This window comes from Paenibacillus xylanilyticus (assembly GCF_009664365.1).
Taxonomy (GTDB): domain Bacteria; phylum Bacillota; class Bacilli; order Paenibacillales; family Paenibacillaceae; genus Paenibacillus; species Paenibacillus xylanilyticus_A.
Genome location: NZ_CP044310.1, coordinates 6,182,239 through 6,209,163 on the forward strand (window position 1 = coordinate 6,182,239; position 26,925 = coordinate 6,209,163).

Here is a 26,925-nt window from a genome sequence, read left to right on the forward strand (position 1 = left end):
TTAGCCTCCCGAACTGCGGAAAAAGCTGCCAAATCCGCTCGATTTGGACTTCGATTTACTATAGGAGCTGTCCTTACTACTGCTGCTGCCGCCGTAAGAACCGCCATAATAATAATGCCCACTGCTGGAATCATACTCACAGCCGTTATCATAATCCGGGTCGCACTCGTCGTTGCTGCCGCAACCCGACAATACAGCTGGTACAGCCAGCATCAGGGAAAAGGCAACCAGCTTCGCCTTTGACCCGGGTTTCGATGAATGGTGCCGCTCTTCTTCTGTCATTACAGGTCTACCTCCTTCATAAAAAACAACACTTTCCGGCGATCCGCATCCAGCACGGAATACACGAATTCATACGTCGTTCCGCTGCGAACCATATAATGGTCTAGCAGCCGTTCGGCAAGTTCCATCGTGTACGAGGAGGAGTCTGCTAGTTCCAGCTCCTGAAATGCCTTTCCATTCCACAGCATGTACTCTGCGCTGTACATCGAGGACATTTTGCACATGGCCAGTGCAGCGTCCGCAATCGCTGTACCGTAATCTGCAGGCATCTGGCTGTCGTACGCAGTCACATAGATGGCATGATCCCGCAGATCCTCGCACTCATTGGACAGGTGGGCCCACAGTTTGTTTTTCATCAGGGTTGCATCCACCAGTTTGCGCATAAACAGTTCATCCCGGGTAACAGATACGTGCTCCAGCTGCCCGGTCTCAGCCTGCCGATCGTCCGACCAGCTTCGATAAGTCAATGCGTAATAGATAACGATAACCTCCCTTTTATGTAGCTCTATGGTGAGCCGCTTCAAATCATACAAACGTATTTAACGCATGAGAAGGGAAAAAGTTACACTATTCCCTATGACATGTAAATAAGGACATTCGCAATGCACCTTTTGAAGCCTATTACAGTGCAGGATGACTCTATTCACCATCCGGAAAACAAAAAGGCCGGAGACCATTCTCCGACCTTTCATGATATTCCATGTCTTAACAAACCATCACATTTCAGCCCATTGGACCAATAACTCGTTGTATTCACCCGACAGCTGCTCACGCTCGTTCCACAGCTGTTCCAGCTCAGCAGAGCTTGCCTGCAATTCAAGCTGGTGGTCGAGCTCCTGAATCTGTGCCTCCAGACGAGCCAGCTTCTGTTCGAGCTGCTCGGCCGACTGTCGCTTCCCCGCTCCGTTCTCCCCTTGGCGAGAATCGCGTTGGTCCTTAGATCCGGCACGCTCACGAGGAAGAGCCGGAATCGGAACGGCATGCTGGACCGCTGCACCTGCTCGCGCTTGCAGTTCAAGCTTTTTCTCCCGATAGGCTTCATAATCCCCGAGATAGGTGGTCATCTCGCCATTCTCCAGCTCCCAGACACGTGAAGCCACACGGTTCACGAAGTAGCGGTCATGAGAGATCGCAAGCACCGTGCCTTCAAAGTCAACCAGGGATTCTTCCAGTGCTTCTCTTGAAGCAATGTCCAGATGGTTGGTTGGTTCATCCAGCAGCAGTACGTTCGGCTTGCGATGCACCAGCAGGGATAACCGTAGACGGGTCCATTCCCCGCCAGATAACTGCCCAACCGAGCGGAATACATCTGCCCCATAGAACAGATACCTTGCCAGAATGCCACGTGCTTCGCCTTCTTCCACGCCTGCCTCCAGGCGGAAATGTTCAAGCACGCTCAGCTTCGGATTGGAAGGCTCCTCCTGCTGTGCCAGATAGCCAACATCCACTCGTGCTCCCCATTCAAGCTGACCGGAAGTCGGCTGTTCTTCTCCCAGCAGCAGCTTGAACAATGTGGTCTTGCCTGAGCCATTACGGCCAATCAGGGCAACCTTGTCTCCGAACTCCAGCAGCGCTGAAACGCCGCGCAGGATCGGACGTTCTCCGTAAGCCTTCTCCACCTGTTCAATCACCGCTACGCGGCGGCCCGTGCGGTCTGTAGGACGCACATCAAAATCAGCATTGCGCCGCTCCAGCACAGGCCGCTTCACCTGCTCCATCCGCTCCAGTGCCTTCCGCATCGAAGCGGCCCGCCGGAAGAACTTCTCGTTCCCGCCAATGCGTCCCCATTCCTCCAACTGACGGATCGTTTCCTTCATTTTCTTCATGACCTTCTGCTGTTCCTTGAACTCCTCAAATTGCTGCAGCAGCCGTTGTTCCTTCACCTTCATGTATTCCGTATAACCGCCTGCTGACGTTTGCGCTTCGCCATCTTCCAGCTCCAATGTTCGGGTCACCACCCGGTCCAGAAAATAACGGTCATGGGAGATCAGCACGATCGTGCCTGTGTATTCCCGAAGATAGCCTTCCAGCCATTCCACCCGCTCCAGATCGAGGTGATTGGTCGGCTCATCCAGCAGCAGCAGATCGGGACGGACGATCAGCTGCGAAGCAAGCACAACGCGGGTCTGCTCTCCTCCGGAGAGGGAACCGAACCTCCAGCCATAGTGTGCTTTGGCAATATCCAGTCCGTCCGCCACCTGATCAATCCGTGCGTCCATCTCATACCCGCCCTCACGTTCAAACTGTTCCTGCAGTGCGGCATATCGTTTCAACAAACGTTCCAATTGGTCTGGATCTGCTGCATAGTCCGGATCAGACATCTGCTGCTCCATTTCCTTCATGCGGCTGCGGCACTCCATAAGCGCTTTGAATCCCAGAGCCAGCACATCCAGTACCGTATAATCATCCAGTCCTTCCGGTACCTGGGCTACATAGCCGATTCGTGTATCTTTTTTGATCATCAATTGCCCCTCGTCCGGCTGATTTAGCCGGGCCATCAGGCGCATCAGTGTCGTTTTGCCGCTTCCGTTGCGGCCGATAAGGGCGACTTTGTCCCCCTCCATAATTTCAAAAGTAATGCCGTCCAGCACCAGATGTGCTCCGTGATATTGAGTCAGTTGTTGCGCGCTAATGATCATCATAATAAGGTTCCTCCTATGGTATGGAAGATCCTGACCGCAACACAAAAAGAGCCGCAGAGGTTAGCTCCGCGGCCCTTCAGAATTCAAGCTTAATCGCTTATCGTCCGAATGAGGTCAAGGCAGGCATCTTCTCGCAATGGTTAACTTCCGTATATTCAAAATTGGACAGACTTCTCCCGTTGTAGCGAAAAGTGTGAACAATGCCAGCCATAGCAATCGGCAGCTGGCTAATACGGTTGTTAAGCTTCTCGTGATTCACCTGTCTTCACCTCCCTTGTCATAATTAATGCCAATATATCACAGACAATTGTATCTCTGCAACCATGTCATGCGTCTAGCATCAAGTCCATGGCTCCTTCCCGATCATTTCCTTCTCCGACGCTGCAGCACCAGAGCCGTAATGGCGACCGTGATCAACGTCAATAAACCCGATGTACCCAGAGCTGCTCCAAGCAGTGCATATCCGATACCGTTCCATCCACCCATATCGATGCTGATCATGATTACAATAGCGCCTCCGAGCAAAGTCACACAAGGCAGGATGGACTGAACCCATGTCATTCGGCGGCCCTGGATCCGGTACACAAGCCATTCCAATAACAGCTGTACTGCCCACATGCCAAGCGTCCATAGAATAACGATATCCACAAAATCCTCTCCTCACAGTTTGGAGTTTGCTGCTCATCAGCTTATTTCAACCAATCTGCAAAAAACGTCCGGTACCCATCCTTCATCATTGTGCGCGAAAAGGCTCCAAACGCATACTCACGGTTGTCCTCCGACACATTGCGCGGTGCAGCAGCTGCCATATTCACCAGCTCAAACCAGTTATCCTCATTGCCTGCAAAGGCATGTGTAGAACGAATATGGCCATAGCATGCATGCTCAGGCTTCACGATCATTTTGCCCATAGCCATCGCTTCCGTCAGGGGCATCGCGAATGTATCAAACGCAGAGCAGCTCCAATATACCTTGGCAGAGTTCATCAGAGTAAAGACTTCATCCTGGGTCAATGCAAACTGAAGTTTCACATTGTCCGGAATGTCATACTTCTTCATGCTCTCCTCATAACGCCGTCCGCCAAATACCATGTACACTTCCTTGTCCGGGTTCTGCCGGGCATATTCCAGCACCAGATCCGGGCGACGATTCGCTTCATCCCGGCCGATCCAGAGCACGCGGTTGTGCACGACCTGACTCGGGTCATAATGGCGGTGTGCCAGCTCCTCATTGAAGCCGATCGGAATGACGCTCACATCATGTACGCCGAAGTTGCGTCCGAGCTCCGTTTTCAAAAACTCCGTTTGCACAATGGCTTTATCCACCATGGTATAGAATGGCTTCATCATCTCATACCCCGTCAGTGCCGGGTCAGGGAAGCTGTGCGGAAACAGCACACTTTTGGGCAAAAACATCTTCAAAAATGTAAACCCGGATACCGTGTAGATGACATGCTCTATATTTTGGCTATAAATCTGGTCCAGCACGATATCGTAGTTTACCAGATCTCCCTTCTCGTGTTCATAACCGGGCAGCCAGTCATACCCGCTCACATGGCGCTCCGGCGATATAAACACAATATCTACCCCAAGCTCCAGACCGATCTGCTTCAGCCGATCAGCAAATACGCGTGGCCCCTGCGCCTCGGTGAATTGAATTTTGCGCATAACGAGTCCTACTTTACGCATGTTCTGCCCCCTCATGTCTATTCGGTAAATAGCTGGTTCATGCACTGTTCCAGCGTGGCTGCCGCCTCATTCCATTGATTGCGCAGCTGCTCCTCCGGCCATACGCAGTCTGCCTTCTGCAGATCCGAATCGATCAAGCGCAGCATCCAGAGCGAGAATACAACGGCATAAGCGGCATACCATCTTCGAAAAGGAATTCTCTCGGTCCGCTGTCCGCGCTGCTCCAGCTCGTTCAGATACGTCTGAATGATCCGCTCCCGAAGCTGTGGTGTAACATGTCTCGGAAACAGCGGATGAGACAGATCCACCAGATGATATACATCCCAGAGGGGCGTATTCAGATGCGCATGTTCCCAATCGATAATGACAAGTCTGCCATTCACATCGGCCATATTGCCGGGATGCAGATCCCCGTGACACAGGACAAGCGGAAGTTCTTTGTCAGCTGTTTGAATAAGTGCCCTGATCTCGTCCCAATCAGATGCAGAGAGCGTCATTCCCAGCTTGGACAGCAATTCATCCGTTGATTCCTGGGCATCCCGGAGTTCCTGCAGCATGTTCCCAATGGACGGCTTCTGGCCCACACGGGGCAGCTCGTCCCATTGGGGTGCCCAGAGCGTGTGCCATTCCGCCATATGTACAGCTGCAGACAGCAATGTGTCTTCCTGCAAATCATGCACAAGCGGCCCGAGGTCCTCGTAGATCAGCCAGCTCTGTTCCGGAGCAATGGCTTCGTCCGAGGAATCGATTAGCGTCGGATAGATGGAGGGCAGTAAGGACAGTACATGCCTGGATATCCACCGTTCACGCCCATGCTGTCCCAGATTCGTGAGTGGTTTGAAAATGTAACTCTCTCCGCTGTGGACCGTAAATCGCTCCACATACCTGGCGTTCATGCCCTTATAGAGCGGTTCCCGGCTGGTTATAGCCTGTTTGTTCAGGGTCCCTTCAGCCGTGACCCAGCCATGTGCATGTTTGTTCATGATCAACACCGTCCATTCGTCTTTCCGTACCTGCTCATTGATATGTTCTATCCATCATACGTTGCTGCGCACATGCCCGCAAGCGTGAAACGAAGTACTCTCGCCCAAGGAAAACAAAAAAAGACGCACATGAGGATAATCCACGATTATCTGCATGTACGCCGTCTTCTTCGACATTGCTCGCTCTGCTTCATCATCATGTCGCAGTTCGGAATTCCTATAGCCAGAGATGCTAAACTTCGACCGACAACCTTTCATAGAAACGACGAATAACACGCTCCGCCGGTTTACCATACACGCCGTAACCATCATCGGTCAGGGCATTCTTTTCCTGATACAGGCTCGCACTCCAGTCCCATAGTCCGAATCCGCGTACCCATTCCCGCTGGCTGGCATGCCGGAACATGGCTTCGTAGAAACGCTCCTGTTCTTCGGCACTCACTTCGCCCTCAAGCCCCCAATCGTTCGGCACCTGTGCCGATCCACTGCGGCTGGGACAGCCTGCTTCGGCGAAGAAAAAGGGTTTCTCGTAAGGTGCAATCTCCTGTTCAATACGGTCCAGCTGCGCTTCCCAGTCTCCGATGGGATAATATCCGCTCGATGAGATCACATCCACTGCATCCCACCATGTGACATGACCTTCCTGATACTTGTCCGTATTGTATGACACAAGTCCGGAGTACACCTCACGTACAGCCGCAATCACCTCGCGCCATTCCGCGCTTCGACGCTCGGACTGTACCATCTCGCAGCCAACGATAAACATCTCGCATTTCTCCTGCTCCGCAATGGCTGCATAGTGCTTCTGATAAGCGGTATAACTGCGGAACCAGTCCTTCCACTTCGGCTCACACGGCACATCAATATCAAAAAAGTTAATGTGTGCACGCCACGTGCCATCGGTGCAATTAACGGTTGGTTTCAAAATCACGCGCAGCCCAAGGGTGCGGGCGTAACGAATCATGTCCAGCAATTCGTCATCCTCCACCATATGCTCTCCCCGATACTTCACTTCCACCGCCTGCGGGTGGTCTTGGAGTGCCGCCAGCGCAAAGATGACATGTGAACTGCCCGTTCGTTCAGCCATCAGGCGCAGAGACTCTTTGGCTTCCGGTTTACGGAATTCCCCTCTGCCGCTCATCCAGCCAAATGTAAATCCCTTAATGTACTCCATTTCCATTGCCTTGTAGAACCCCTTTCAATCTATAAAAATGTCCAATTACAGCTTGCCTTCCTCGCGGTCTCCGGCGATAACTTCGTCCGTCTCGATGACGTAATTTACGATCTCTTCCACGGTGGTATAAGCCACGCCAACATACGTATCTGCAGCTCCATAATAAATGGCGATTCGACCTGTCTCCGCATCATGCAGTGTAGCGCATGGGAAGATGACATTGTCCACAAAGCCTTGCTCCTCATACCATTTCTCAGGGGTCAGCACGAAATTCGAGGAGCGATATTTTACTTTCGATGGCTCATCCAGATCCAGAATGACTGCACCCATGCTGTATACAAATCCGTTGCATGTTCCGGTGACACCATGGTAGAACATCAGCCAGCCTTCAGATGTTTCAATCGGAGCAGGACCGCCGCCAATCTTGACCGATTGCCACCATCCCTGTCCGCCTTTGCTCATGACATGGCGATGCTTGCCCCAGTACACAAGATCAGGACTTTCACTCAGGAAAATGTCGCCGAACGGCGTGTGGCCGCTGTCGCTTGGTCTGGACAGCATGACGTAGTTGTCATTGATTTTGCGAGGGAACAACACACCGTTGCGGTTAAAGGGAAGCATGGGGTTCTCGAGACGGACAAACGTTTTGAAATCATCCGTCTTCGCCAGACCAAGTGCGGCCCCGTAAAAATCGGTACACCAGATGATATAATACGTGTCTTCCACCTTAACCAGACGCGGATCGTATGCATAGTTCGGCATGAAGGGATCTCCGTTCTCATCCACAAAAGGAATGCGCTCCTCTTCAATCGTCCATGAAAGACCGTCTTCACTCAAACCCATATGCAGGTGCGGACGACCATTAATCGTTTCGGCGCGGAACACACCAATGAACTTTCCTTCATAAGGAACAACGGCACTGTTAAAAATGCGGGCAACTCCTTTGACCGGGTTACGCGGCACGACCGGATTGGCTGAATGTCTCCAGACCGGCCCTTCTGTTCCCTCCGGTTTATCCTCCCAAGGCATATTCGGCAGGGCATCTCCAACAATGTGTACGTTTTTCGGTTTAACAACTGTCATCGTTTCATTTCTCCCTTCGGTGATAAAGGCGACTATATTTCTCCAGGCTTTTTCTACCCTCTCCGTTCCTGTGCATTTGATATCCATTTCAAATCCATTTCGTGCAACCTTCGCATTTTATTTCACAGAGCCTTGGGCGAAGCCGTTGTAGATGTACTTCTGTAACAGCAGGAAGATGATCATCGTTGGAATAATGGCAATCATAATGCCTGCGCTGATAACCTCCCACTGGGAACCGAATGGCCCCTTGAATTTGAACAAGGCAGTAGATATGACCTGCAAATCGGTCTTTGGCATGTATAGAAACGGTGTGTAGAAATCGTTATAGATGTTGACCCCTTTTACGATGATGACCGTAACAATCGCCGGTTTCAGCAAGGGCAAAATAATTTTCCAGTAGATTGTGAAGTAGGAGGCCCCATCCAGCATGGCGGATTCATCGAGTGCATTGGAGATGGAACCCAGGAACTGGAGGAAAATATACACGGCAATGATATCTGTCCCCAGATACATCACAATGGCTGCCCAGCGGGTGTTGAACAGATCCAGGGCGTTAATAATCTGGAATGTGGCGACCTGTGTCGTAACACTGGGTATCAGGGTAGCGAGCAGGAACGCGGCAACCATGATTTTTTTACCTTTAAACTTGAAACGATCCAGCACGTAAGCGATCATGGAGCCCGTTAAAGTCGCACCCACGATGGATATGATCAGGATAATAATCGTATTTTTGAAACCGACCAGCATGTTGCCGTCCACAAAAGCCTTGGTATAGTTCGCAAAGTTCAGCCAGTTGGCTGGTGGGGCAAGCGGACTGCTCGTTGCATATTCGGCGTTGGTCTTAAGCGATGCAAACAGCACCACAACGATGGGTACAAGCGCAATGAACGCGGCAAGAATAAGTGAGGCATATTTGAATAGGCTCGCAAGGGTGTATTTAAGTTGATGCACGTTCATTCCTCCCCTTTCATGGTCACACGCTGAACGAGCGTAACGAGAATGACGATGAACAGCAGCACAACGGCCATTGCCGATGCCAAGCCCAGTTTGCCGTACTTAAATGCCAAGTGGACAGTCTGGATGACAAAGGTCTCACTTCCGTTGGAGCCGTCGGTCATAATGTATGGAATATCGAACGCACTGATTGCGCCGCTAATCGCCAAGATCAGGTTGAGCTGCAGGATACGCGTAATACTCGGCAGGATGATATGGCGGAACTGCTGCCAGCGATTGGCCCCGTCAATATCCGAAGCTTCATAGACATCCTTTTGAATGGAAGAGATCGCACCGAGGAAGATGATGAAGTTGAAGCCCATGTATCTCCATACGGATGCGCCTGCAAGTGACACGTTAATAATGTTCGGATTCCCCAGCCAGAGCTGTGTATACTGCCCAAGTCCAACCGCCTGCATGAGAGTATCGAGGGTACCGTCCGGTTTGAAGAAAAAGAGGAAGATAAATCCGATGGCTACGCCATTCAGCAGATAGGGGAAGAACAATATCCCTTTGAAAAAGTTTTTGCCTCGAATTTTGAAACTCAGGATGGTTGCAAAGTATAGGGCCAGACCCATCTGTATGAACGTGGCAGCAAAATAGTAGAGACTGACAATAAACACTTTGAAATATTCAGGGTCACTGAAGATCCGCGTGTAGTTCTCAAACCCAACATAGTCGAATCTTTTGCTGTATCCGTTCCAATCGGTGAAGCTGTATTTAAACATGTTAATGACAGGTAAATAAGCAAACGTGAACAGCAGTGCCAACGGAATAATTGAGAAGGCACAGATGATAAATATGCGCTGCGCTGAATAACCCCAATTCGAAATCTTTAAGTATTTCATGCTCTCCACACCTCCAAGCGGTTCTGCCGCTTTTATATCGAAAGACTCCCGCCCAATTACGCTGATATATCCACTACTGAAGATGGCATTTCACATCCGTTAAACAGATGCAAAATGCCTTGATGAAAAAGGGAATCCCTTCTTCCTTCAGTCCGTGTGCGATGCCTCGCTGTATGTCAACGGTGGTCAGACGTACGTATTGCAGTGACAACGATGCATCTGCTGTAAACTGCTTACTTCGTGAGTTCTGCCCGCGCTTTCACCCATTTGTCATTCAGATCCTTCATGATGTCGTCATACGATTCGCTGCGGTTACCGATGGCTGCTTCGATAATGCGTTTCTTGAAGTCCGGCTGCCAGAGGCCGATCTCGCCTTCATTGTCGATTTTATCAACCAAGCCCTCCTGTCCTTCTTTGGCAGGGGTTAATGTGGAGAATGTAACGTCCTTGTATTGATCCAAAATGGGTGGCAGCTCCGCATTTTTGTCTGCGCTCATGCCTCCGCCTTGCTCAACTGCATAGTTGGATTTCGCGAGGAACCAGTCGATCCATGCTTTCGCAGCAGGCTTGTTCTCGCTGTTCACGTTCATGCCGATGTTATAGTCTGCGGCGAGCGGAACGACGACCTCACTTGCATTTGTAGGGAATGGCAAGAATCCGATATTATCCGGTGTATCCGTCAAGCCCTGGATTTGCGTAATCGCCCATGATCCAAGTGCCATCGTTGCAATTTTGCCGTTCGCAAGGTCAGCCTTGGAGCTTTCCCAATCGGTTGTGGTTGGATCCTTCTCGATCAGGCCATTCTTGGCAGCATCGTACAGCACTTTGTACAGTTCATAATGCGGCTTGCCGGCCACAAAGTTCTCATCCGTGTTCGGCTGATCAATGTTAACGTAGTCCACACTGCCTGCAACCGTCGCCAGATCGGACTCCCACTGCGTCAAAGCCCAACCGGACGCATAGTTGGTGTACAGAGGAATTGCATCTGTATTGTCTTTCACAAGTTGGAGAGCTGCCTGGAACTGCTCAGGCGTCTTGGGCACTTCTGTAATGCCGGCATCCTTGAATACCTGCTTGTTATAGATAATTCCAGAGAACGTGATGACGGTAGGGATACCATACACCTGGCCATCGACCATACGTTCTTCAATCCCTGTGTACTTGTCTTTCAACTCGTCATACGTGCCCAGCGGTTCAAAAAAGTCCGGGATATCGGCAATAGGTACGCTGGTCGGAATCATCAGCACGTCACCGTAGTCTTTGGTACTCATCCGGATTTTCACTTGGCCCTCGTAATCGGCCAGTGACTGGAAGTTTACTTTGACATCCGGATACTCCTTGTTAAATGCTGCTGCGTAATCCTTGAACACGGTATCCACAATATCCGTACGCTGCGTCAAAACGGTAATCTCACCCTTGATATCCGCAGGATCTGTGCTGATTTCCTCCCCTGCCTGTGAAGATTCACCTCCGGAAGAGCAAGCTGCGAGTAGTGAAGTAATGAGCAGCATGGTAAGCAGAAGCATCCAGCCTTTGTTTTTCTTCAATCGATTCGACCCCTTTGCTAAGTTAATTTAAGTTATCGTTAAGGTTACAAATTGGATTTTATTATGGTAACGCTTACCTGTCAATTAAATTATTTATTACTTAACAAAAGTTTTTCTCAAACGATTGATTGACAACGTCTATATCCGAATCTAATATTATTAAATAAAGTTACCGATAACTTAACTAAACTTGATCCTGTAATTCGAAGGGGCGCTTACTTATGACGAACAGTAGTGACATCCGGACTGAAATAAAAGAACACTGGGAAGGACATATTTTGCCATTCTGGTCTGCCCTCAAGGACCATACCCACGGCGGATTCTATGGTTGGGTTGCCAATGATCTTCAGGTCGACTCTCTCGCTCCCAAAGGTGGAATCGCCACGGCACGACAGCTGTGGTCTTTTGCAGCAGCTTACCGGGTAACCGGAAATGAAATCTGGCTTGATCACGCAGAACACGCCTACCGTTTTCTGGCGGACCATGTCCTTGATACGGAATTTGGCGGCATGTATTGGATGGTGGATGCCGAGGGAGCTCCACTCGATACGAGTAAACATGTGTATACGCAATCCTTCGGGGTGTATTCACTGAGCGAGTACTACCGTGCTACTGGGGATGCCTCTGCTTTGGAACTTGCTAAAACGCTTTTTGCTCTGATTGAGGATAAAGGCCTCAATGCAGAATTACCTGCGTATAAGGAACAATTCGACCGCTTCTGGAATGAACAGCCGAATGAAATGCTGAGTGAGAACGGCGTGATGGCGGATTACACGATGAATACACATATCCATGTGCTGGAGGCCTATACCACCCTCTACCGAGTATGGCCGGATCAGCAGGTGAGAGCGGCGCTAGAACGCCTGCTCGGCATCTTGTATGAACGGGTGTATGACAAGAACACGAAGTTTCTCGGGGTATTTTTCAACAAGGCATGGGAACCCATTATCGATCTGCAATCCTTCGGGCATGACATTGAAGCCAGCTGGCTAATTGACGACGCGTTGAGAGTGCTGGGGCTGGATCAACACCCGGAGTACTCTGCGATGGTGACGGATATTGCCTATAACATCTCCAATGTGGCTGTACAGGCCGACGGCTCTCTGATGAACGAACAAGAGGGAACTCATGTGGATGAGAAACGGATATGGTGGGTGCAGGCAGAGGCGATGGTCGGCTTCTATAACGCCTATCAGCGTACTGGCGACCCTATGTTTCTGGAGAGAGTGAACCGCTTGTGGGCATATACGAAGGAACATATTATCGATCGTCGTGCTGGCGGGGAATGGTACTGGTCGGTAGACGGAGACGGCGTTCCGGATCAGAGTGAAATTGCCGGACCATGGAAATGCCCGTATCACAATAGCAGGTTTTGTATTGAACTAATCGAGAGGATGGGATAACGATGATACACCCAAAGTACAAGGAGTTACTGGAGCAGCAGGAGCAGCTGCTTACACGCCAAAATGAGATTGATCCTGCATTCTACAACGGTGTATATGATCGGTATCGTTATCCGGTGATTACTCGCCATCACGTGCCGCTCCACTGGAGATTCGATCTGGACGAAACGACCAACCCCCATTTCATGGAGCGCTTGGGCAGTAACGCTACACTTAATCCGGGAGCCATCTACTTCAATGGCAAATACGTGATGGTCATCCGAACCGAGGGATTGGACCGCAAATCGATCTTTGCTCTCGCTGAGAGCGACAACGGCATCGACGGATTCCGCTTCACGGGTAAGCCATTAGTGTGGGAAGACATCGATGCAGAAGAGACCAACCAATATGATATGCGACTCGTTCAGCATGAAGATGGCTGGATCTACGGCATCTACTGCTCTGAGCGCAAAGACCCCGAAGCTCCGGCATTTGATACGTCCAGCGCGGTGGCACAGGCAGGTCTTGTGCGCACACGCGATCTGGTTAGCTGGGAGCGACTGCCCAACATTACGACAAGCTCACCACAACAGCGGAATGTGGTTCTGCACCCGGAGTTTGTCGATGGCAAATATGCATTTTACACTCGCCCACAGGACGGATTCATCTCCACCGGCAGCGGCGGCGGAATCGCCTTTGGGCTGTGTGATGATATTCTGAATCCGGTTATTGCCAAGGAAACCATCATCGACGAGCGCAAATATCATACGGTATACGAAGTTAAAAACGGCCAGGGACCTGCCCCGCTCAAGACAGATCGCGGCTGGATTCACATTGCGCACGGGGTACGCAACACGGCTGCGGGTCTGCGTTATGTACTGTACACATTCGCCACGGATCTGAATGATCCGGCACGAATCATCGCCAAGCCGGGCGGGCATTTCATTGCACCTTATGACGACGAGCGTGTAGGCGATGTATCCAATGTTATTTTTTGCAACGGTGCGGTGGTTAATGAACAGGGTAAAGTCTTCATTTATTACGCATCCAGCGATACCCGCTGTCATGTGGCGACAACGACGCTGGATAAACTGGTTGATTACACCTTCAACACCCCGGCCGATCCGTACCGTTCCCTGGATTGTGCCAGCCAGCGTGGTGATCTGATCGAACGGAACTTGGAACTTTTGCAAAAACAATCGGTTTAATATGAAGACCAACCTTCAACCCAAAAACGCAAGATGCTGAAAAATTAGCGCAGATCCTGCCAGAATTTCTTTATTCCATGTGGGTAACGATGTATACTGATATGGGTGGTTATTATGTTTAAGTAAGCGCTAATCATAATGACAGCACATTGTATGTAAACCGGCTTGAAGGAGGCGACCAAAGCTGAAGAACAATATCACCATGCGGGATATCGCCGATAAGCTCGGAGTTAGCAGTGTGACGGTCTCGAAAGCATTAAATGATAAAGATGGCGTCAGTGGCGAATTGAAGGAAAAAATCAAAGTGCTTGCCGTTCAGATGGGCTATCGGTATAATGCTGCAGCCCGCTCGATGAAGGAAGGCTTGACTCATAATATAGGCGTTATTATCCCGGAGCGTTTTACCGGACCTACCCAATCGTTCTACGTACGCGTATTCCAGCGCATCACCAAGCATTTGGAGGACCAAGGATACTATGGTATTCTGCACATCTTGAATGGTCAGGACGAAGAGGATTTAACACTGCCCAAACTATACAGCGACAGCAAAGTGGATGGTTTCATTGTGCTTGGGCAGATCAGCAAAGAGTATATCGAGCTGGTGCAGTCGATGGACGTTCCCAAAATGTTTCTTGATTTCTACGACGAGCATGCGGATATCGATTCTGTCGTTACCGATAACTTTTACGCTGCTTACGAGCTGACCAACGTTCTGGTCCAGCAGGGACACCGACGTATTGCTTATGTCGGGAATCTATATTCTACAAGCAGCATTCAGGATCGATTCCTGGGATATTACAAATCATTGCTGGAGCATCGCTTGCCGATGAATCAGGAGCTTGTGCTTAACGACAGGGATGAGCGGGGTACGTTCATTGAGATCGATCTGCCCGAGCAGCTGCCGACGGCTTTTGTATGCAACTGTGATCAGGTCGCTCATTTACTCGTTCAGAAACTGACCTCCTTGGGGATACAGGTGCCCGCACAATGCTCCGTGGTTGGTTTCGATAACGATATCTATGCCACTCTCTCCGACCCCCAACTAACTACGGTTGAAGTCGATGTGGAACAGATGGCGCGCACGGCGGTTCAATCCATGCTCAAAAAGATTGATAACCCAAGCCGCAGCTTCGGACGCGTACATGTGAAGGGCAACATCATTTATCGTGATTCCGTGAGTGCTGCACCTGCCTCTCAGGATGATGAATTGGTTTAACTCAGGACTTCTGTTGCTTAAAAAGAGTGCTCCCGGCCATGGTGGCTGCAGGAGCACTCTTTGTTTATAAAAAATGCGGTGGAGCGGGTTCACATCCCCCCACCGCTCAGTCAATCATAACCTGCTGCATTAGGTTATCTAGTAGCTCGTCTTCAGCCAGTTGTCTTTGGACCAGGTTAATTTGCCTGCACCCGCTCCACTTGATCCCGTCAGTCGGGCATTCAGCGTCGCCGGATCATCCGTGGTGTAACTGTAAGGAAGGGACGAAAATCCGTTCCAGGAGAAGCTCTTCACTGCAGCCGGTACCGGGCTGAGCGGACTGCCTGAAGTATCACTGCTGCCGCGGAATGAGCTTCCATCCAGGGAATACATCGTGTCCGTCACCCGAATTTTGCCTGTATACGCAGCATCGGCCGGATCCGTCTGATTATTCCGAACCGGGAACTGTACGTCCTGGATCACCGATTTCTCCACCAGCACCGCCCCGCTCTCTGTAGAGATGGCCCCGTTGCTGATGATATCAAAATGATAGCCTTTGGACGAGATTGCAGCAGCCATCGCCGACGTAATTTTGGATTTAGCTGCACGCGCTCCTGTCGCATCCATTACGATATTATAGGCATGTGCATTCCCTCCACGCAGGCGCGGCATGCGATCCTGAATGTCCTTGTACAAGTTATGGTGCAGGGTCATGGACAGATTGGCGTTAGCTGATTCGAAGCTCGTTGAGCCAACCAAATGTCCCTTTTTCTGAGGGGACGAAATGGCAATGATATCAGCTTTGCTGAGCCCTACCGCGCTGCTGCGCAGATAGTTGTACATCGGATAGGATGCTTTGTTCGCTTCCAGCTCATTGATCTGCTGGGTAACCCAGCTGTTTGCGCTGCCGTCATCCCCTTTGAACAGAGACCAGGAAATGGTCACACCGCCGGTTCCCTTTTTCGAATCCACAAGTCCGTCGTAGGCTTTATTGAATGTGCAGTGGTCAATCCATACATTACTGTTCTCTTCAAGGGTGATATAATCCCAGTCGTTTTTATCATAATCGCCCTTGGTTGCTTCATCCCATTCCCATAACTCGTCAAATTCAAGGTTACGAATGATAACATTGGAGCTGCGTTTGACGCTGATGGCTGCATGTTTGATCTTGGCCCCGTTAGCGGAGAAAATGGTCAGTCCATTGAAGCTGTCAATCGTCAGCTTGCTTACGCCCGTCTGCTTCAGTACGGGGTGAGTCAGTGCATCATTATGCTTCGCAAAAGGGGATGTCTGGGCGGCGCTCGGAATTTCGTTCCACCCCAGATTCAGGTCGTTCATGATCTCGACGACTTTGACACCGGAGTTCTTTTTCAACGCTGCAGCCAGATCCGCTGCATTATAGACCTTTTTATACCTGGACGTATCCGATTCGCTGATGGAACCCCCGCCCGTGTTCCCCTGGGAGAAACCTGTAAGATTGTAATCTGCGTTTCCTGCTGCCTGTACACTTGTTGGGCCAGACAGTAGGGTCAGCCCCAATGTAAGAGCCAGTGCGGCACTGCACCATGTTCGAATCCTGCTTTTCATAGAACGATTCCTCCCTGAATTATAGTAAGCATGTCCGTCCAACCCTGCCAGTGCATGTCATGAAGGACATGTCCACAATGTACATCCTGAAATCGATTACAACAATAATCCCTATTTTAGGTTCTTGATAATCGTTGTCGGAGCTGCATGGGTGCTGCGAGGAGTGTACTCTAGGCAACCACCAATCATACGAAATTAACTTCTAAGGAAGTTCTTCAGGGATAAGGAAAAGCAATGAAACCGAAACTGCTCACAAAAAAACAGGCCTGCAGCTGAAGTGACCCCTAAAAGTTAGACACGGTTATTTCAGTAGGCAGCTTGATTAAAATGAGTTCGGTATTCTACCGGGCTCATTTTAAATTTTGCTTTCATTCGTTTCGTGTTGTAGTATTCGATATATTTTTTAAGTTCTTTTTTGAAATACTCTAAGCTTTCAAATTCCTTCAGATAGAGGAATTCTGATTTCATTATCCCGAAGAAATTTTCCATCACTGAATTGTCGTAACAATTACCTTTACGAGACATACTTTGTACAATTCCTCTAGATTCAAGCTTTGTACGATAGGGCTTCATTTGATAGTGCCAGCCTTGATCAGAATGCATCAGTAGCTGATGGTCCTCTGGCAAACGTTCTAAAGCTTGATCTAACATCTCTGAAACAAGGGAATACGTTGGCCTTGAGCCAATGGTATACGTAATAATTTCCCCATTAAATAAATCTAGTACAGGCGATAAATAAAGCTTCTCACCAAATAATTTAAACTCAGTAATATCGGTGACCCATTTTGCATTAGGTACTTCCGATGTGAAGTTTCTATTTAAAATGTTTGATGCGATTTTACCTATCGTACCTTTGTACGATTTATATTTTTTCATGCGTACTAAGCACTTTAAACCTAACTCTTTCATAATGCGCTGGACCCTTTTATGATTCACTTTTTGCTGGCGATTCGCTAGTTCATCACAAATGCGTCGATAGCCATAACGACCTTCATGTTCATCATAGATTGCTTGAATCTCCACTTTTAAGTCCAGATCTGGATCTAGTTGATCCAACTTCTTTACTACATTGTAATACGTGCTACGTGGGATTTGTGCGAATGCTACAAGCGCCTTCACTGGGTACTTCTGCCTTAATTCATAGATGACCTTTACTTTGCCTTTCTTGGTGATTTTTCTTTGCTTTGAACTAAGGCATTTAACTTTTTTAAGTATTCATTCTCCATACGTAGACGTTGGATTTCTGCTTGAAGGGCTTCTGTAGAGTCTTCAGTTCGTGTTGGCTTTGTTGGTTTACTGGATTTTTTCTTCAAGGATGGACGCCCCTTTTTCTTCGAAATGAGCGCATCTAACCCTACCGTATTAAGCTTTATCCTCCACGTTCGAATTAATGCTGGAGAGGAAATATTAAAGATGACTGCAGCTTCGTTAGGAGATATCCCCATTTCGTTCATATTATTAAGTACGTCCATCTTAAACTGCATAGTGTAGGAAGTATAGGACTTTTTAAAGGCGGCTAACCCGTGATACTCAGCTTGTTTAATCCACATCCGTACAACTTCTTGATTCGCCCCAAGTGAATTAGCAATTTCCCTTACACTTTCCGATTTGCTTTGATATCTAATAACTGCATCCATTTTTTGTTCGTTTGTAAATTTAGCCATAGAAAAACTGCACCTCCAATTGTTGATAATGTCTAACAATTGGGGTGCAGTTCACAGCGCGGCATGCCTGTCTTATCCTATTTTTTGATCGAGCGTGTCCAAAATCCGCCATGGAACTGCTTCGGTTCTACGGTGATTACGAATGCCTTCGGGTCCAGTTCCAGAATGGTCTGGTACAGCAATTTCTGATTTTTCCGTTTCGCCAGAATCTCCATGACCAAACGATCTCCGTCACGTCCACTGCCTACCCAGGCCGTAACCCCATAACCTCTATCTCGCAGCGCATTGGCTACATTCCCGCCCATCTGATTACAGATCACTTTAACCGTAACATAACCGAGCGCAATCTTTTCTTCAATCCAGGCTCCGAGCAACACACCCAGGCCATAGCCTACGGCATATACGATCAATGCAGACGGTTGGGTCAGGTACTTCAAGACCAAATTCAGCCCCAGTACATAAATGACGATCTCACCCATGCTGATGAGGGCTGCGATATATTTCTGTCCTTTGAGTGTCAGAATCATCCGAAGCGTATACGCCGAGACATACACGATTTGGATCAAAAAGATAAACAACAATATTTTAAGCAACGACAATCCCTCTTTCCTGGCATGCACAACGGCTGGCCCACGATCCGGGCTGCGGTCCGTTTCCTGTACGTTTTTCCATATCTCCATCATTGGACATTATGCGAGCTTTTTAAACGGTTAAAAGCAAATCTCGGGCTTTCCTGTCGAATGCCACGCTGGAATTGCCATTATAGAACCGTTTGTCCCGATTATCAACCCGGCTGAAGACCCAGGGGCGAAACCAGGTTTCGGTGAATAGAATGAAGAGCAGTGAACGGAGAGCAAACGCTCAGACGACTTGATGGGTACAAGGTGACATAAGGGGGAAGGGCCATGCTGCTATGGCAGGAAATGGAGCGCGAAGGCCTCGAAGAACTCGTGTTTTGTCATGATCCGCACAGCGGACTGCGGGCTGTCATTGCCATCCACAGCACCGTCCTTGGACCGGCACTGGGAGGCTGCCGCTGCTGGTCGTATGCTTCGGAGAAAGATGCTGTTCGTGATGCAATCAAGCTGGCCAAAGGCATGACTTACAAAAATGCCGTTTCCAACCTGCCGTATGGCGGCGGAAAAGCCGTCGTCTGGGAGATGCCGGCGGCAGAGCAAGTATCGGGCATGGAGCCGTCTGGTAGTAACAGCCTGAACCCAGCTGTCTCTCAACGTGCGCATATCTTCCGCTCGCTGGGACGCTTCCTCGAACGGCTGAATGGACGCTATGTTACAGGCCTTGACCTGGGAACGACGGCAACGGACATGGACCAGATCCGATTGGAAACCACCCATGTGACGGATACGACCGGGTCCCTGGGGGCACAAAATGATTTCACCGCCGAGATGACTGCCTACGGGGTGTATACAGGCATTGTGACCTCGCTGCAGCATCAGGGGGTCACTACTCTTCAGGGCATTCCCATTGCTGTCCAGGGACTGGGCAAGGTCGGGCATGCCCTGTGCCGTCACCTGCATGCAGCCGGGGCACGGCTCATGGTGGCAGACGTTGTACCGGAACGTGTACAACGTACCCTTGTGCAGTTCAGCGGCGCTACCCCGGCCGATCCGGCCCATATTCACGCCGCTGACTGCAAGGTGTTCGCCCCCTGTGCACTGGGGGGCGTGTTGACCCCGGCAACGGTGGAGGAGCTGCGCTGCTCCATCGTTGCCGGGGCGGCGAACAACCAGCTCAGCGAGCGGGTGCCGGTTGTTCGCCGCATGCAGGCGCGGGGCATTCTGTACGCGCCTGACTATGTGCTTAACGCAGGCGGCATCATCAGCACCGCCTACGAGCTGGAGGGTGAGGGGCCGGACCAGATCCGCCAGCGGGTGGCGGAAATCGCGGATACACTCACCCAGGTCTACCAACTAGCTGCGGCAGCGAGCATCTCCACAGCTGATGCAGCAGACCAGATGGCTGAGGCCCGACTTGCTCAGCCATGAATTCCCCTTCCTCTTTCTTGACCGAATGATCTTCAAAGGGCAAAAGGCCAACCTGGTTCAGATGAACGGGTTGGCCTTCGTTCTTATGGTTTACTATCGCGCATTTTGTTCCTTGCCTGTTCCTTGCCTGCTCCCCACTCCCTTCAAACCTGAACATGCACCCGCTTAACCCGGTATAACATGGTCCAGAGCAGCACATTGGCCACAATCAGAAGTCCACCGAAGATCCAAATGCCTCCTGGCAGAGTACGAAAGAAAACATGGATTCCCCATAGCAAGGCAATCACCGGAAAAGCCGCGAATACGAACCAGCCATCACTTTGCTGGGCAATACTAAAGGACAGGGAGAACGGCGGCTTGCGCAATAACAGTTTGCTTGTTAACGGGATCAGCGCCGTACCCACCAGCAGGATCACCGCCAGATCAGGCAGAATCCGCAGCCCGAATGTCCAGGCGAACACAATGGCATTCAGGAGAAAAACAGGCAAGAACATATTGCACATAAATGCCTTCAGTGCACCCATATAGAGCACATTTTCATTCGCAATCGGTGCAGCCCGGAAGGTCCAGAAAGCCTTGTATTGGCCTGAATATTTCAGCATGATAATCACCGAAACCACAAGAATCAGCATGATGTACAGCGTATAAAAGAACGAGCCCTCTCTAAGCTCCGCCCACGTCGAGGACTGCAGCTGGGTGAACCAGAATACATAAGGCAGGACAAAGGATAATCCAATGGATGGATATACTTTCAGCTTGAATTCCCGCTCATTCCGCATCATGCTTGCTGACAGCCGGAAGCACGCCTGCTCCTCTCCGGAACGGCAGAACGCTCTGGCAACCGTTCGATCCCATAACCCTTTTCTTCGCCCCGAGGTGGATCCGGAATGGGCCATTTTCTCCAAATACAGTTCAAAGGAAGGCATCAGCTTCACATAGATAACCAAACTGATCATTGGAACAACAACAGCCAGTGCGCTGAAGGTATACAGCCATACATCCCCACCACCACCGAACAGCCATTCATATACAGCTGCATACCACACGGGAGGAAGTAAGAGCTGCCACCAGGCTGGTGTGAAGACCATGTCAAAATCGATGATACTGAATGACCTTGCCACCAGCTGATATCCAACAGCGATGCCAACGGATAACAAAATCTGTACCATATTGATCATGTCTTTCAGCTTCTCTCCATCCAGAAACTTCATCATGAACAGGTAAACTAGAGAGGTGGTGACCAGAATGAACATATTGATCAGAATGAGCTCCGCGATGAATAACAGGAAGAATCCGATGCCATGTGTGATTAAGCCTGCAACCAGTGGTACGGCTGTCAGGGAACCTGTCAGCAGCAGCAAATACACTCCGGCATGAATAGCCCGGGCCATGCTAACCGTACGGGCATTCACCGGCTTGGTCATAATGATATTCCGATCCCGGATATCCAGCAGCACAGAGGAAAAGTCCGAGATCATCGATGTCATAATGATAAACATCAGCACAGCGGTGACCAGACCCATCTGGAGCATATAATGACCCGTGTCCCAGACGACAAATGGCACCAGAAGCAAACCCATCAATCCGTATAACCAGAGGGACCGAAGGTACAGGTTGCCTTCCTTCTGCTCCTTATTACCGCTCCTCGAAGACAATACAGTCGGTACCCTCCGCTGATCAATCTGAAATTTCACTTTCAATATAAGCCGAAGTACATCATAATCGGCGCCCGTCTTCGTAATGATATGGCGAAAATGATCCAGGATCTTCAGCGTACGGAATTCGGAGGCTTCCGCCATATCAATACACCTCCTGTACAATTGATACAAAGCGTTCAGCTATCGCCTTATGCTCATTAAAGCCTGTCAGTTGGTTAAACACCTCTTCAAGCGTGCCTTCCATGGACTGCTGCTGCAGCTGCCTGAATGTCCCATCTGCCATCACTCTTCCTTCCGCAATGAGAATGATCCTGCTGCTGATCTTCTCGACCACATCCATGATGTGTGAGGAATAGAAGATGGTTGTCCCTTTGGCCGACAGCTGTGACAATATCTCCTTGACCACCATCACGCTGTTGGCATCGAGTCCACTGAGCGGTTCATCCAAAAACAACAGATCCGGATCATGCAGCAATGCTGAGATGAGCAGCACCTTCTGGCGCATCCCTTTCGAGAACGAGGCAATGCGGGAATGATAGGATTTTTCGAGTCCAAAGCAATCCATCAGCTGCTTCGCCTTGTAATCGGCATCCTCATAAGACAAGCCATACAGCTCTCCAATGAAGGTCAGGTATTCTGCTGGCGTCAGTTGTTCATACAGCTCTGCAACTTCGGGGACATAACCGATTCTCCGTTTATATTCCGTATCGCCATCTGCGATATCCTTGCCAAAGATGCAGACCTTGCCCACATATCCTTCAACCAGTCCCAGCAGGATTTTGACCGTGGTGCTTTTGCCGGCTCCATTGGGACCGATGTACCCGATCATCTCTCCCCGCTTCACCTCAAGATCAATTCCGTTCAGGACATAACGTCCGTTATAACGCATCCGCAAGCCTTCAATGGAAAGTACTTGTTCTTCGTTCACTTCGTTATCCAGCTCCTGTCTCTATCTATTTCTATAATTCTACTAGTTTACCACAGTTTAGGATGTTGTGATCCGGATGAGCACCATGTCTAAAAACAGACCTTCAAAATGGTATGAGAAGAAAGCCAAAAAAGACGCTTCATATGAAGCGTCCTTTCCCGTGAGCATGCAGCTTTCAAGAGGTATTCTCTCTAGGTGTATGAGCATGCTAACCTGTATTTATTTTCATCGTTGTCTTAACGTTCCTTCATTAATCCTCGTCGTCAAAGTCCTGGTCTAAGGACAGCACTTTACCTGTATTGGCATCCACATCAACATCTGCTTCCCCATCCGCGGTTCTGATCTCGATCTCATAGACATAACGTCCGTCATCATGATTGAGCTCAATTTCGGTTACTTTTCCACCTGTCACCTGCTTCAGGGCAATCGCAGAGGCTTGTGCTTCGGTCAGTTTAACCTGTTTTGCAGCAGACTGGTTGGAAGAAGTACTTGTGGCAGAGCCATTGTAATTATAATCATCATCGTAGTCATAGTCTTCATCATCCACAACCGCCAGGATCTTGCCTGTGTAGGCATCCAGTCGTACCACAACGTCATTGCTTCCTTTGCGGTCGATTTCAACTTCGTAGAACGTTTGGCCGTTTCTGCGCTCCAGATCGATGTCGTCCACTTTACCCTCAGCCACTTTTAACGCTGCTGCTTTGGCTTGCGCTCCAGTCAGCAATTTGCCCGTACTGCTCTGATCCTGTGAGACCAACTGCGAAGTCGATGATGGCGTGGTTTGTACCGACTGTCCGTTTACACTGCTGCTCGCCGCTACCGCCGATCCTCCAAGAAGTACCGCTGCCGAAATGCTGCCAATCCATAGTTTGTGTTTGTTCATCATCATGTTTCATCTCCTCGTTGTTATTCTCGTTCTCGTCTACAGTTATAGAATAACCTGTGCGTATGAGAGATCAGCGAGAGTCAGATTAGAATTTGATGAGAAAATGAGACTAACATTCACAGTATTATTGCATCTCTATAGTTGAGTTTTAACTTAATCTTCTTCTTCATCCCAAGTCACGGACCGGATCGCTCCGGATATCGCGTTCACCTGCACGATAGCTTCCCTGCCGTCCTCCAGATCAATCTCGACCAGGTAATAGGGATTCCCACTATTCGTTCCACGGAGCTCCGTGTCATCCACTTCCCCTGGAACTCTGGCAAGTGCCTTTTGCTCAGCTTCCTTCTCACTAAGAAACTGCGGAGCATCATTCTCGTTTCCCGGTTCCGAAGCTGGAGCATCCAGCGTCTGGGAAGATTGCTTCTCCCCGTTATATGGATCAACTGTCCACTGCTCACGGCGATTATCCTTCATTTTCAATACCGCCAGATAAACCGGACTTCCCTGCTGTTCCACCAGTTCCAGTGACACCAGCTGCTCATCGGTTTGCTTTCGTAACTCCGTCTTGATCTGCTCCCGGCTGAGCAGTGTTTTTTCTTCAGCCTGAGGATTGGATTCCAGCCGCTTGATGGCATTGACTGTAGCAGTTACTGCATCCAGCTGTACATCATATAGCCCTGTTTCGGATCGAAGCTGCATGATATACGTACCGTCCTTCAACGTGGAATTCACAATTTCTCCAGGGTATTGTTCCAATACGGCCTGAGCCGCTGCATCCGCACTCAGCATCACACGGCTGGATTGCCATGGCTGCCACCAGCCCACGATTGCGACAAGCAGCACAGCCACAATCCCTGCTCCCCACCATATCGGTCGCTTTGACCTCCCGGTCGTCTTCTGCTGTTCCCGTTTCATTTCCGGTGGTACCTGTGACTTTTCCAATCTGCCTCCCCCTTTCATACGTGCATCTGCTCCCGTGACATTCTTGGCATCAGTATACAAGAGAAGAATGAGAATTTCATGAGAACAGGTTCGTCTGAACGGATACTGGCAAAATAATTGAAGCCTCGGTGCCTACACCTTCGGCGCTCTTCAGTTCAACACGTGCCCCTATAGCCCCTGCGATGTCCTTCGCGAGTGACAATCCCAAGCCCGATCCACTTGCTCCGCCGCTGCGGGTTCTTGCCGGGTCCACACGGTAGAAGCGATCAAATACTTTGGTTAGCTCTTCCTCCCGCATTCCAATCCCCGAATCAACGATGCATATCCGGCATTCCTGTCCGTTGGATTCCAGTCTGACTTCAATGGCATCTTCGCTATACTTGCGGGCATTGTCCAGCAGAATAAACAGCATCTGCTTCAGCTTACTCTCATCACTGATCACCCAGATACTGCCCGGATCATCACAATCAACTTCCCGGTGATAGGCTTCCCGGAAGGCTCGGGTGGATTCCTGAGCCAAACGTGTGATATCAAGCCTTTCCAGCTGTATGTTCCATTGCTCTGGCTGCTTGGCCAGCAGGAGCAGCTGTTCGGTCATCTCCCGCATGCGGACGGATTCGGACAGTATGGCTTCAACCGCCTCATCGAACACCTCAGGTCGTTCCTTGCCCCGTCGCTGCAGCAGACTCGCATAACTCTCAATAATGGTCAGCGGTGTTTTAAGCTCATGCGAGGCATCCGAAACGAAACGCTCCTGCCGCTCGAAGTTGGATTCCAGCAAATCCATCATGCGGTTGAATGTCTGGCCCATGGTACTCAGTTCATCCTTCGATTGGGCAGCCAGCGGAAGCCGCTTAAACTGTCCGCTTGACTGGATATCACTCATGGTACGGGTCATCTGCTGAATCGGCCTTGTCATCCGGTTCGCCAGAATTCGGCTGGAGATAATCGCAGGGATCAATGCAATAATCGTTACCACGACCAGAACCGTACGCAGCACGGACAGGCCATTCTCGGTATCTGCAACACTTTCGATGACTTGTACATTCACCACTTCACCATCAGGCCAGATTACCGGCACAGACACCCAGACATACTCCATCTCTCCAACCCGGGTATACTCCGATTTCTTTTGACTCTCGTACTTATACGGCAGCTTGCTTAGCATCTCGTTCAGTTGGGGCTCTGTCGCTGTCGTTACTGGATCGGAACTGGTACCATCCTCATTGACAATGCGGAGCATTCCTTCCACCGGCGCATAGGCACGCAGCAGATCGTCCGGTGGAATGGATTCAGCAGAATCACGCACTCCTGTTACGATCGACCCGGCCTCAGCTTCGACACGCTTGATCTCATTAGACATGGTAATCCGTTCAAATACGATATACACGGACAGGTTTACAGCGATGAGCAGTACCGCAAACAATACGGAGGAGTATCCATAGATTTTACTCCGCAGACTCATGATTGCTCCTTCAGAACGTATCCAACACCACGAACAGTATGTATTAACGGCGGAGTGAATCCGTTATCTACCTTTTTGCGCACATAACGGATATACACATCCACCACATTGGTATCTCCATAATAATCGTAACCCCAAACGGCCTGTACAATCTGATCACGACTCAATACCTGACGCTGATTCTGCAGCAGATACACGAGAAGATCGAACTCACGTGGAGTAAGATCGATCGGTATTCCATCCCGGGATACCTCCCTTGTACCCTCATTCAACTTCAAACCAGCGGCAGTAAGCCAGCCTGTATCTTCTTCACTCATATGGCTTGTTGTGTCTTGATTGGCATGTCGTATTACCCCGGATGAAGAAGCGGCTGCGGCACTCAGCCGGAGCGCTGCCCGTACTCTGGCTAGCAGTTCTTCGATTCGGAAAGGTTTAGTAATGTAATCGTTGGCGCCGAGATCAAGTCCCGACACCTTGTCCTCAACTGAATCCTTCGCTGTTAGCATCAGGATGGGCACCAAGGCATCTCTGGCACGAATTCGCCGCAACACCTCAATTCCGCTCAGGCCTGGCAGCATAATATCCAACAGAATCAGATCCCACTGGCCACCATGATACATTTCCAATCCTTCCGTACCGCTCCCTGCCTTACCCACCTGATACCCCTCATACTGTAATTCAAGTTCAAGCAGGCGTGCGATTTTGGGTTCATCTTCAATCACCAGCACGGCTTCATTCATACCGAGTTCCCCCTCGTTCCATTC

General features: G+C 49.9%; 25 protein-coding genes. 4 read left to right on the forward strand and 21 right to left on the reverse strand.

The window, feature by feature from the left end:
- The 12 genes from F4V51_RS27590 to F4V51_RS27640 form a co-directional block, all read right to left on the reverse strand.
- On the reverse strand, window positions 1-282 hold the full coding sequence (locus F4V51_RS27590) for a hypothetical protein (protein ID WP_153980339.1): 282 nt from the start codon (window positions 280-282) through the stop codon (window positions 1-3).
- A complete protein-coding gene (locus tag F4V51_RS28965; RefSeq protein WP_236146658.1) occupies window positions 282-815 on the reverse strand; it encodes a hypothetical protein in 534 nt (177 codons plus the stop codon). Before F4V51_RS28965 ends, F4V51_RS27590 begins: the two co-directional genes overlap by 1 nt.
- Before the next feature lie 183 nt (window positions 816-998).
- Window positions 999-2,924, reverse strand: coding sequence for a ribosomal protection-like ABC-F family protein (abc-f, locus tag F4V51_RS27600; protein WP_153980340.1), 1,926 nt, complete (start codon window positions 2,922-2,924; stop codon window positions 999-1,001).
- A gap of 97 nt (window positions 2,925-3,021) precedes the next feature.
- On the reverse strand, window positions 3,022-3,183 hold the full coding sequence (locus F4V51_RS28910; protein WP_167301714.1) for a hypothetical protein: 162 nt from the start codon (window positions 3,181-3,183) through the stop codon (window positions 3,022-3,024).
- A 104-nt stretch (window positions 3,184-3,287) separates the two neighbouring features.
- Window positions 3,288-3,572 (reverse strand): YesK family protein, encoded by a 285-nt coding sequence (locus F4V51_RS27605; RefSeq protein ID WP_153980341.1) that lies wholly within the window; start codon window positions 3,570-3,572, stop codon window positions 3,288-3,290.
- Between the two features lie 41 nt (window positions 3,573-3,613).
- A complete protein-coding gene (locus F4V51_RS27610) occupies window positions 3,614-4,612 on the reverse strand; it encodes a glycosyltransferase (protein WP_153980342.1) in 999 nt (332 codons plus the stop codon).
- Between the two features lie 17 nt (window positions 4,613-4,629).
- Window positions 4,630-5,595: a phosphotransferase family protein gene (locus F4V51_RS27615; protein ID WP_153980343.1), complete on the reverse strand. Its 966-nt coding sequence runs from the start codon at window positions 5,593-5,595 to the stop codon at window positions 4,630-4,632.
- 232 nt (window positions 5,596-5,827) lie between these two features.
- Window positions 5,828-6,769: a glycoside hydrolase family 113 gene (locus F4V51_RS27620; RefSeq protein ID WP_153980894.1), complete on the reverse strand. Its 942-nt coding sequence runs from the start codon at window positions 6,767-6,769 to the stop codon at window positions 5,828-5,830.
- Window positions 6,770-6,814: 45 nt separating this feature from the next.
- A complete protein-coding gene (locus F4V51_RS27625) occupies window positions 6,815-7,852 on the reverse strand; it encodes a glycoside hydrolase family 130 protein (protein ID WP_153980344.1) in 1,038 nt (345 codons plus the stop codon).
- A 117-nt stretch (window positions 7,853-7,969) separates the two neighbouring features.
- Window positions 7,970-8,809 carry a carbohydrate ABC transporter permease gene (locus F4V51_RS27630; protein WP_227779688.1) on the reverse strand — a complete coding sequence of 280 codons (840 nt, stop codon included), beginning with the start codon at window positions 8,807-8,809 and terminating at the stop codon, window positions 7,970-7,972.
- The gene (locus F4V51_RS27635; RefSeq protein WP_095290862.1) at window positions 8,806-9,693 is read right to left on the reverse strand and encodes a carbohydrate ABC transporter permease; all 888 of its coding nucleotides are present in this window, start codon (window positions 9,691-9,693) and stop codon (window positions 8,806-8,808) included. Before F4V51_RS27635 ends, F4V51_RS27630 begins: the two co-directional genes overlap by 4 nt.
- Before the next feature lie 233 nt (window positions 9,694-9,926).
- Window positions 9,927-11,240: an ABC transporter substrate-binding protein gene (locus F4V51_RS27640; protein WP_095290861.1), complete on the reverse strand. Its 1,314-nt coding sequence runs from the start codon at window positions 11,238-11,240 to the stop codon at window positions 9,927-9,929.
- Window positions 11,241-11,461: 221 nt separating this feature from the next.
- Here F4V51_RS27640 and F4V51_RS27645 point away from each other — a divergent pair, with 221 nt between their 5' ends.
- The 3 genes from F4V51_RS27645 (at window position 11,462) to F4V51_RS27655 (ending at window position 15,046) form a co-directional block, all read left to right on the forward strand.
- Window positions 11,462-12,643: an AGE family epimerase/isomerase gene (locus tag F4V51_RS27645; protein WP_153980345.1), complete on the forward strand. Its 1,182-nt coding sequence runs from the start codon at window positions 11,462-11,464 to the stop codon at window positions 12,641-12,643.
- 2 nt (window positions 12,644-12,645) lie between these two features.
- Window positions 12,646-13,830 carry a glycoside hydrolase family 130 protein gene (locus tag F4V51_RS27650; RefSeq protein ID WP_153980346.1) on the forward strand — a complete coding sequence of 395 codons (1,185 nt, stop codon included), beginning with the start codon at window positions 12,646-12,648 and terminating at the stop codon, window positions 13,828-13,830.
- A gap of 202 nt (window positions 13,831-14,032) precedes the next feature.
- Window positions 14,033-15,046, forward strand: a complete 1,014-nt coding sequence (locus F4V51_RS27655; RefSeq protein WP_153980347.1) for a substrate-binding domain-containing protein — start codon at window positions 14,033-14,035, stop codon at window positions 15,044-15,046.
- A 138-nt stretch (window positions 15,047-15,184) separates the two neighbouring features.
- Here the strand turns inward: F4V51_RS27655 and F4V51_RS27660 are convergent, their stop codons facing one another.
- The 3 genes from F4V51_RS27660 to F4V51_RS27670 all read right to left on the reverse strand — a co-directional run bounded on the left by F4V51_RS27660 (window position 15,185) and on the right by F4V51_RS27670 (window position 18,869).
- Window positions 15,185-16,612, reverse strand: coding sequence for a pectate lyase family protein (locus F4V51_RS27660; protein WP_153980348.1), 1,428 nt, complete (start codon window positions 16,610-16,612; stop codon window positions 15,185-15,187).
- 306 nt (window positions 16,613-16,918) lie between these two features.
- Window positions 16,919-18,276, reverse strand: a protein-coding gene (locus F4V51_RS27665; RefSeq protein WP_153980349.1) for an IS3 family transposase whose coding sequence is annotated in 2 segments (ribosomal slippage) — window positions 16,919-17,823 and window positions 17,823-18,276 — 1,359 coding nt in all. Because the reading frame shifts where the segments join, the coding sequence is not laid out codon by codon here.
- Between the two features lie 77 nt (window positions 18,277-18,353).
- Window positions 18,354-18,869: a DUF2179 domain-containing protein gene (locus tag F4V51_RS27670; protein ID WP_095290851.1), complete on the reverse strand. Its 516-nt coding sequence runs from the start codon at window positions 18,867-18,869 to the stop codon at window positions 18,354-18,356.
- A 312-nt stretch (window positions 18,870-19,181) separates the two neighbouring features.
- Between F4V51_RS27670 and F4V51_RS27675 the strand changes: the two genes are divergently transcribed.
- Window positions 19,182-20,282: a Leu/Phe/Val dehydrogenase gene (locus F4V51_RS27675; RefSeq protein WP_153980350.1), complete on the forward strand. Its 1,101-nt coding sequence runs from the start codon at window positions 19,182-19,184 to the stop codon at window positions 20,280-20,282.
- A gap of 143 nt (window positions 20,283-20,425) precedes the next feature.
- Here F4V51_RS27675 and F4V51_RS27680 read toward each other — a convergent pair whose 3' ends face one another.
- The 6 genes from F4V51_RS27680 to F4V51_RS27705 all read right to left on the reverse strand — a co-directional run bounded on the left by F4V51_RS27680 (window position 20,426) and on the right by F4V51_RS27705 (window position 26,901).
- A complete protein-coding gene (locus F4V51_RS27680; RefSeq protein ID WP_153980351.1) occupies window positions 20,426-22,081 on the reverse strand; it encodes a hypothetical protein in 1,656 nt (551 codons plus the stop codon).
- A 1-nt stretch (window position 22,082) separates the two neighbouring features.
- The gene (locus tag F4V51_RS27685) at window positions 22,083-22,868 is read right to left on the reverse strand and encodes an ABC transporter ATP-binding protein (RefSeq protein ID WP_153980352.1); all 786 of its coding nucleotides are present in this window, start codon (window positions 22,866-22,868) and stop codon (window positions 22,083-22,085) included.
- A gap of 250 nt (window positions 22,869-23,118) precedes the next feature.
- On the reverse strand, window positions 23,119-23,757 hold the full coding sequence (locus F4V51_RS27690) for a PepSY domain-containing protein (protein ID WP_153980353.1): 639 nt from the start codon (window positions 23,755-23,757) through the stop codon (window positions 23,119-23,121).
- 150 nt (window positions 23,758-23,907) lie between these two features.
- Window positions 23,908-24,696: a PepSY domain-containing protein gene (locus tag F4V51_RS27695; RefSeq protein ID WP_162010005.1), complete on the reverse strand. Its 789-nt coding sequence runs from the start codon at window positions 24,694-24,696 to the stop codon at window positions 23,908-23,910.
- A gap of 76 nt (window positions 24,697-24,772) precedes the next feature.
- The gene (locus F4V51_RS27700) at window positions 24,773-26,161 is read right to left on the reverse strand and encodes a sensor histidine kinase (RefSeq protein WP_153980355.1); all 1,389 of its coding nucleotides are present in this window, start codon (window positions 26,159-26,161) and stop codon (window positions 24,773-24,775) included.
- Window positions 26,158-26,901 carry a response regulator transcription factor gene (locus F4V51_RS27705; protein WP_153980356.1) on the reverse strand — a complete coding sequence of 248 codons (744 nt, stop codon included), beginning with the start codon at window positions 26,899-26,901 and terminating at the stop codon, window positions 26,158-26,160. Before F4V51_RS27705 ends, F4V51_RS27700 begins: the two co-directional genes overlap by 4 nt.
- Window positions 26,902-26,925: the final 24 nt, after the last annotated feature.

Excerpts from the sequence above, each read along its gene's own strand:
- F4V51_RS27590 (WP_153980339.1), bottom strand. The coding sequence starts at position 282 with ATGACAGAAGAAGAGCGGCACCATTCATCGAAACCCGGGTCAAAGGCG.
- abc-f (WP_153980340.1), bottom strand. The coding sequence starts at position 2,924 with ATGATGATCATTAGCGCGCAACAACTGACTCAATATCACGGAGCACAT.
- F4V51_RS27610 (WP_153980342.1), bottom strand. The coding sequence starts at position 4,612 with ATGCGTAAAGTAGGACTCGTTATGCGCAAAATTCAATTCACCGAGGCG.
- F4V51_RS27615 (WP_153980343.1), bottom strand. The coding sequence starts at position 5,595 with ATGAACAAACATGCACATGGCTGGGTCACGGCTGAAGGGACCCTGAAC.
- F4V51_RS27620 (WP_153980894.1), bottom strand. The coding sequence starts at position 6,769 with ATGGAGTACATTAAGGGATTTACATTTGGCTGGATGAGCGGCAGAGGG.
- F4V51_RS27625 (WP_153980344.1), bottom strand. The coding sequence starts at position 7,852 with ATGACAGTTGTTAAACCGAAAAACGTACACATTGTTGGAGATGCCCTG.
- F4V51_RS27630 (WP_227779688.1), bottom strand. The coding sequence starts at position 8,809 with ATGAACGTGCATCAACTTAAATACACCCTTGCGAGCCTATTCAAATAT.
- F4V51_RS27635 (WP_095290862.1), bottom strand. The coding sequence starts at position 9,693 with ATGAAATACTTAAAGATTTCGAATTGGGGTTATTCAGCGCAGCGCATA.
- F4V51_RS27645 (WP_153980345.1), top strand. The coding sequence starts at position 11,462 with ATGACGAACAGTAGTGACATCCGGACTGAAATAAAAGAACACTGGGAA.
- F4V51_RS27650 (WP_153980346.1), top strand. The coding sequence starts at position 12,646 with ATGATACACCCAAAGTACAAGGAGTTACTGGAGCAGCAGGAGCAGCTG.
- F4V51_RS27655 (WP_153980347.1), top strand. The coding sequence starts at position 14,033 with ATGCGGGATATCGCCGATAAGCTCGGAGTTAGCAGTGTGACGGTCTCG.
- F4V51_RS27660 (WP_153980348.1), bottom strand. The coding sequence starts at position 16,612 with ATGAAAAGCAGGATTCGAACATGGTGCAGTGCCGCACTGGCTCTTACA.
- F4V51_RS27675 (WP_153980350.1), top strand. The coding sequence starts at position 19,182 with ATGCTGCTATGGCAGGAAATGGAGCGCGAAGGCCTCGAAGAACTCGTG.
- F4V51_RS27680 (WP_153980351.1), bottom strand. The coding sequence starts at position 22,081 with ATGGCGGAAGCCTCCGAATTCCGTACGCTGAAGATCCTGGATCATTTT.
- F4V51_RS27690 (WP_153980353.1), bottom strand. The coding sequence starts at position 23,757 with ATGATGATGAACAAACACAAACTATGGATTGGCAGCATTTCGGCAGCG.
- F4V51_RS27700 (WP_153980355.1), bottom strand. The coding sequence starts at position 26,161 with ATGAGTCTGCGGAGTAAAATCTATGGATACTCCTCCGTATTGTTTGCG.
- F4V51_RS27705 (WP_153980356.1), bottom strand. The coding sequence starts at position 26,901 with ATGAATGAAGCCGTGCTGGTGATTGAAGATGAACCCAAAATCGCACGC.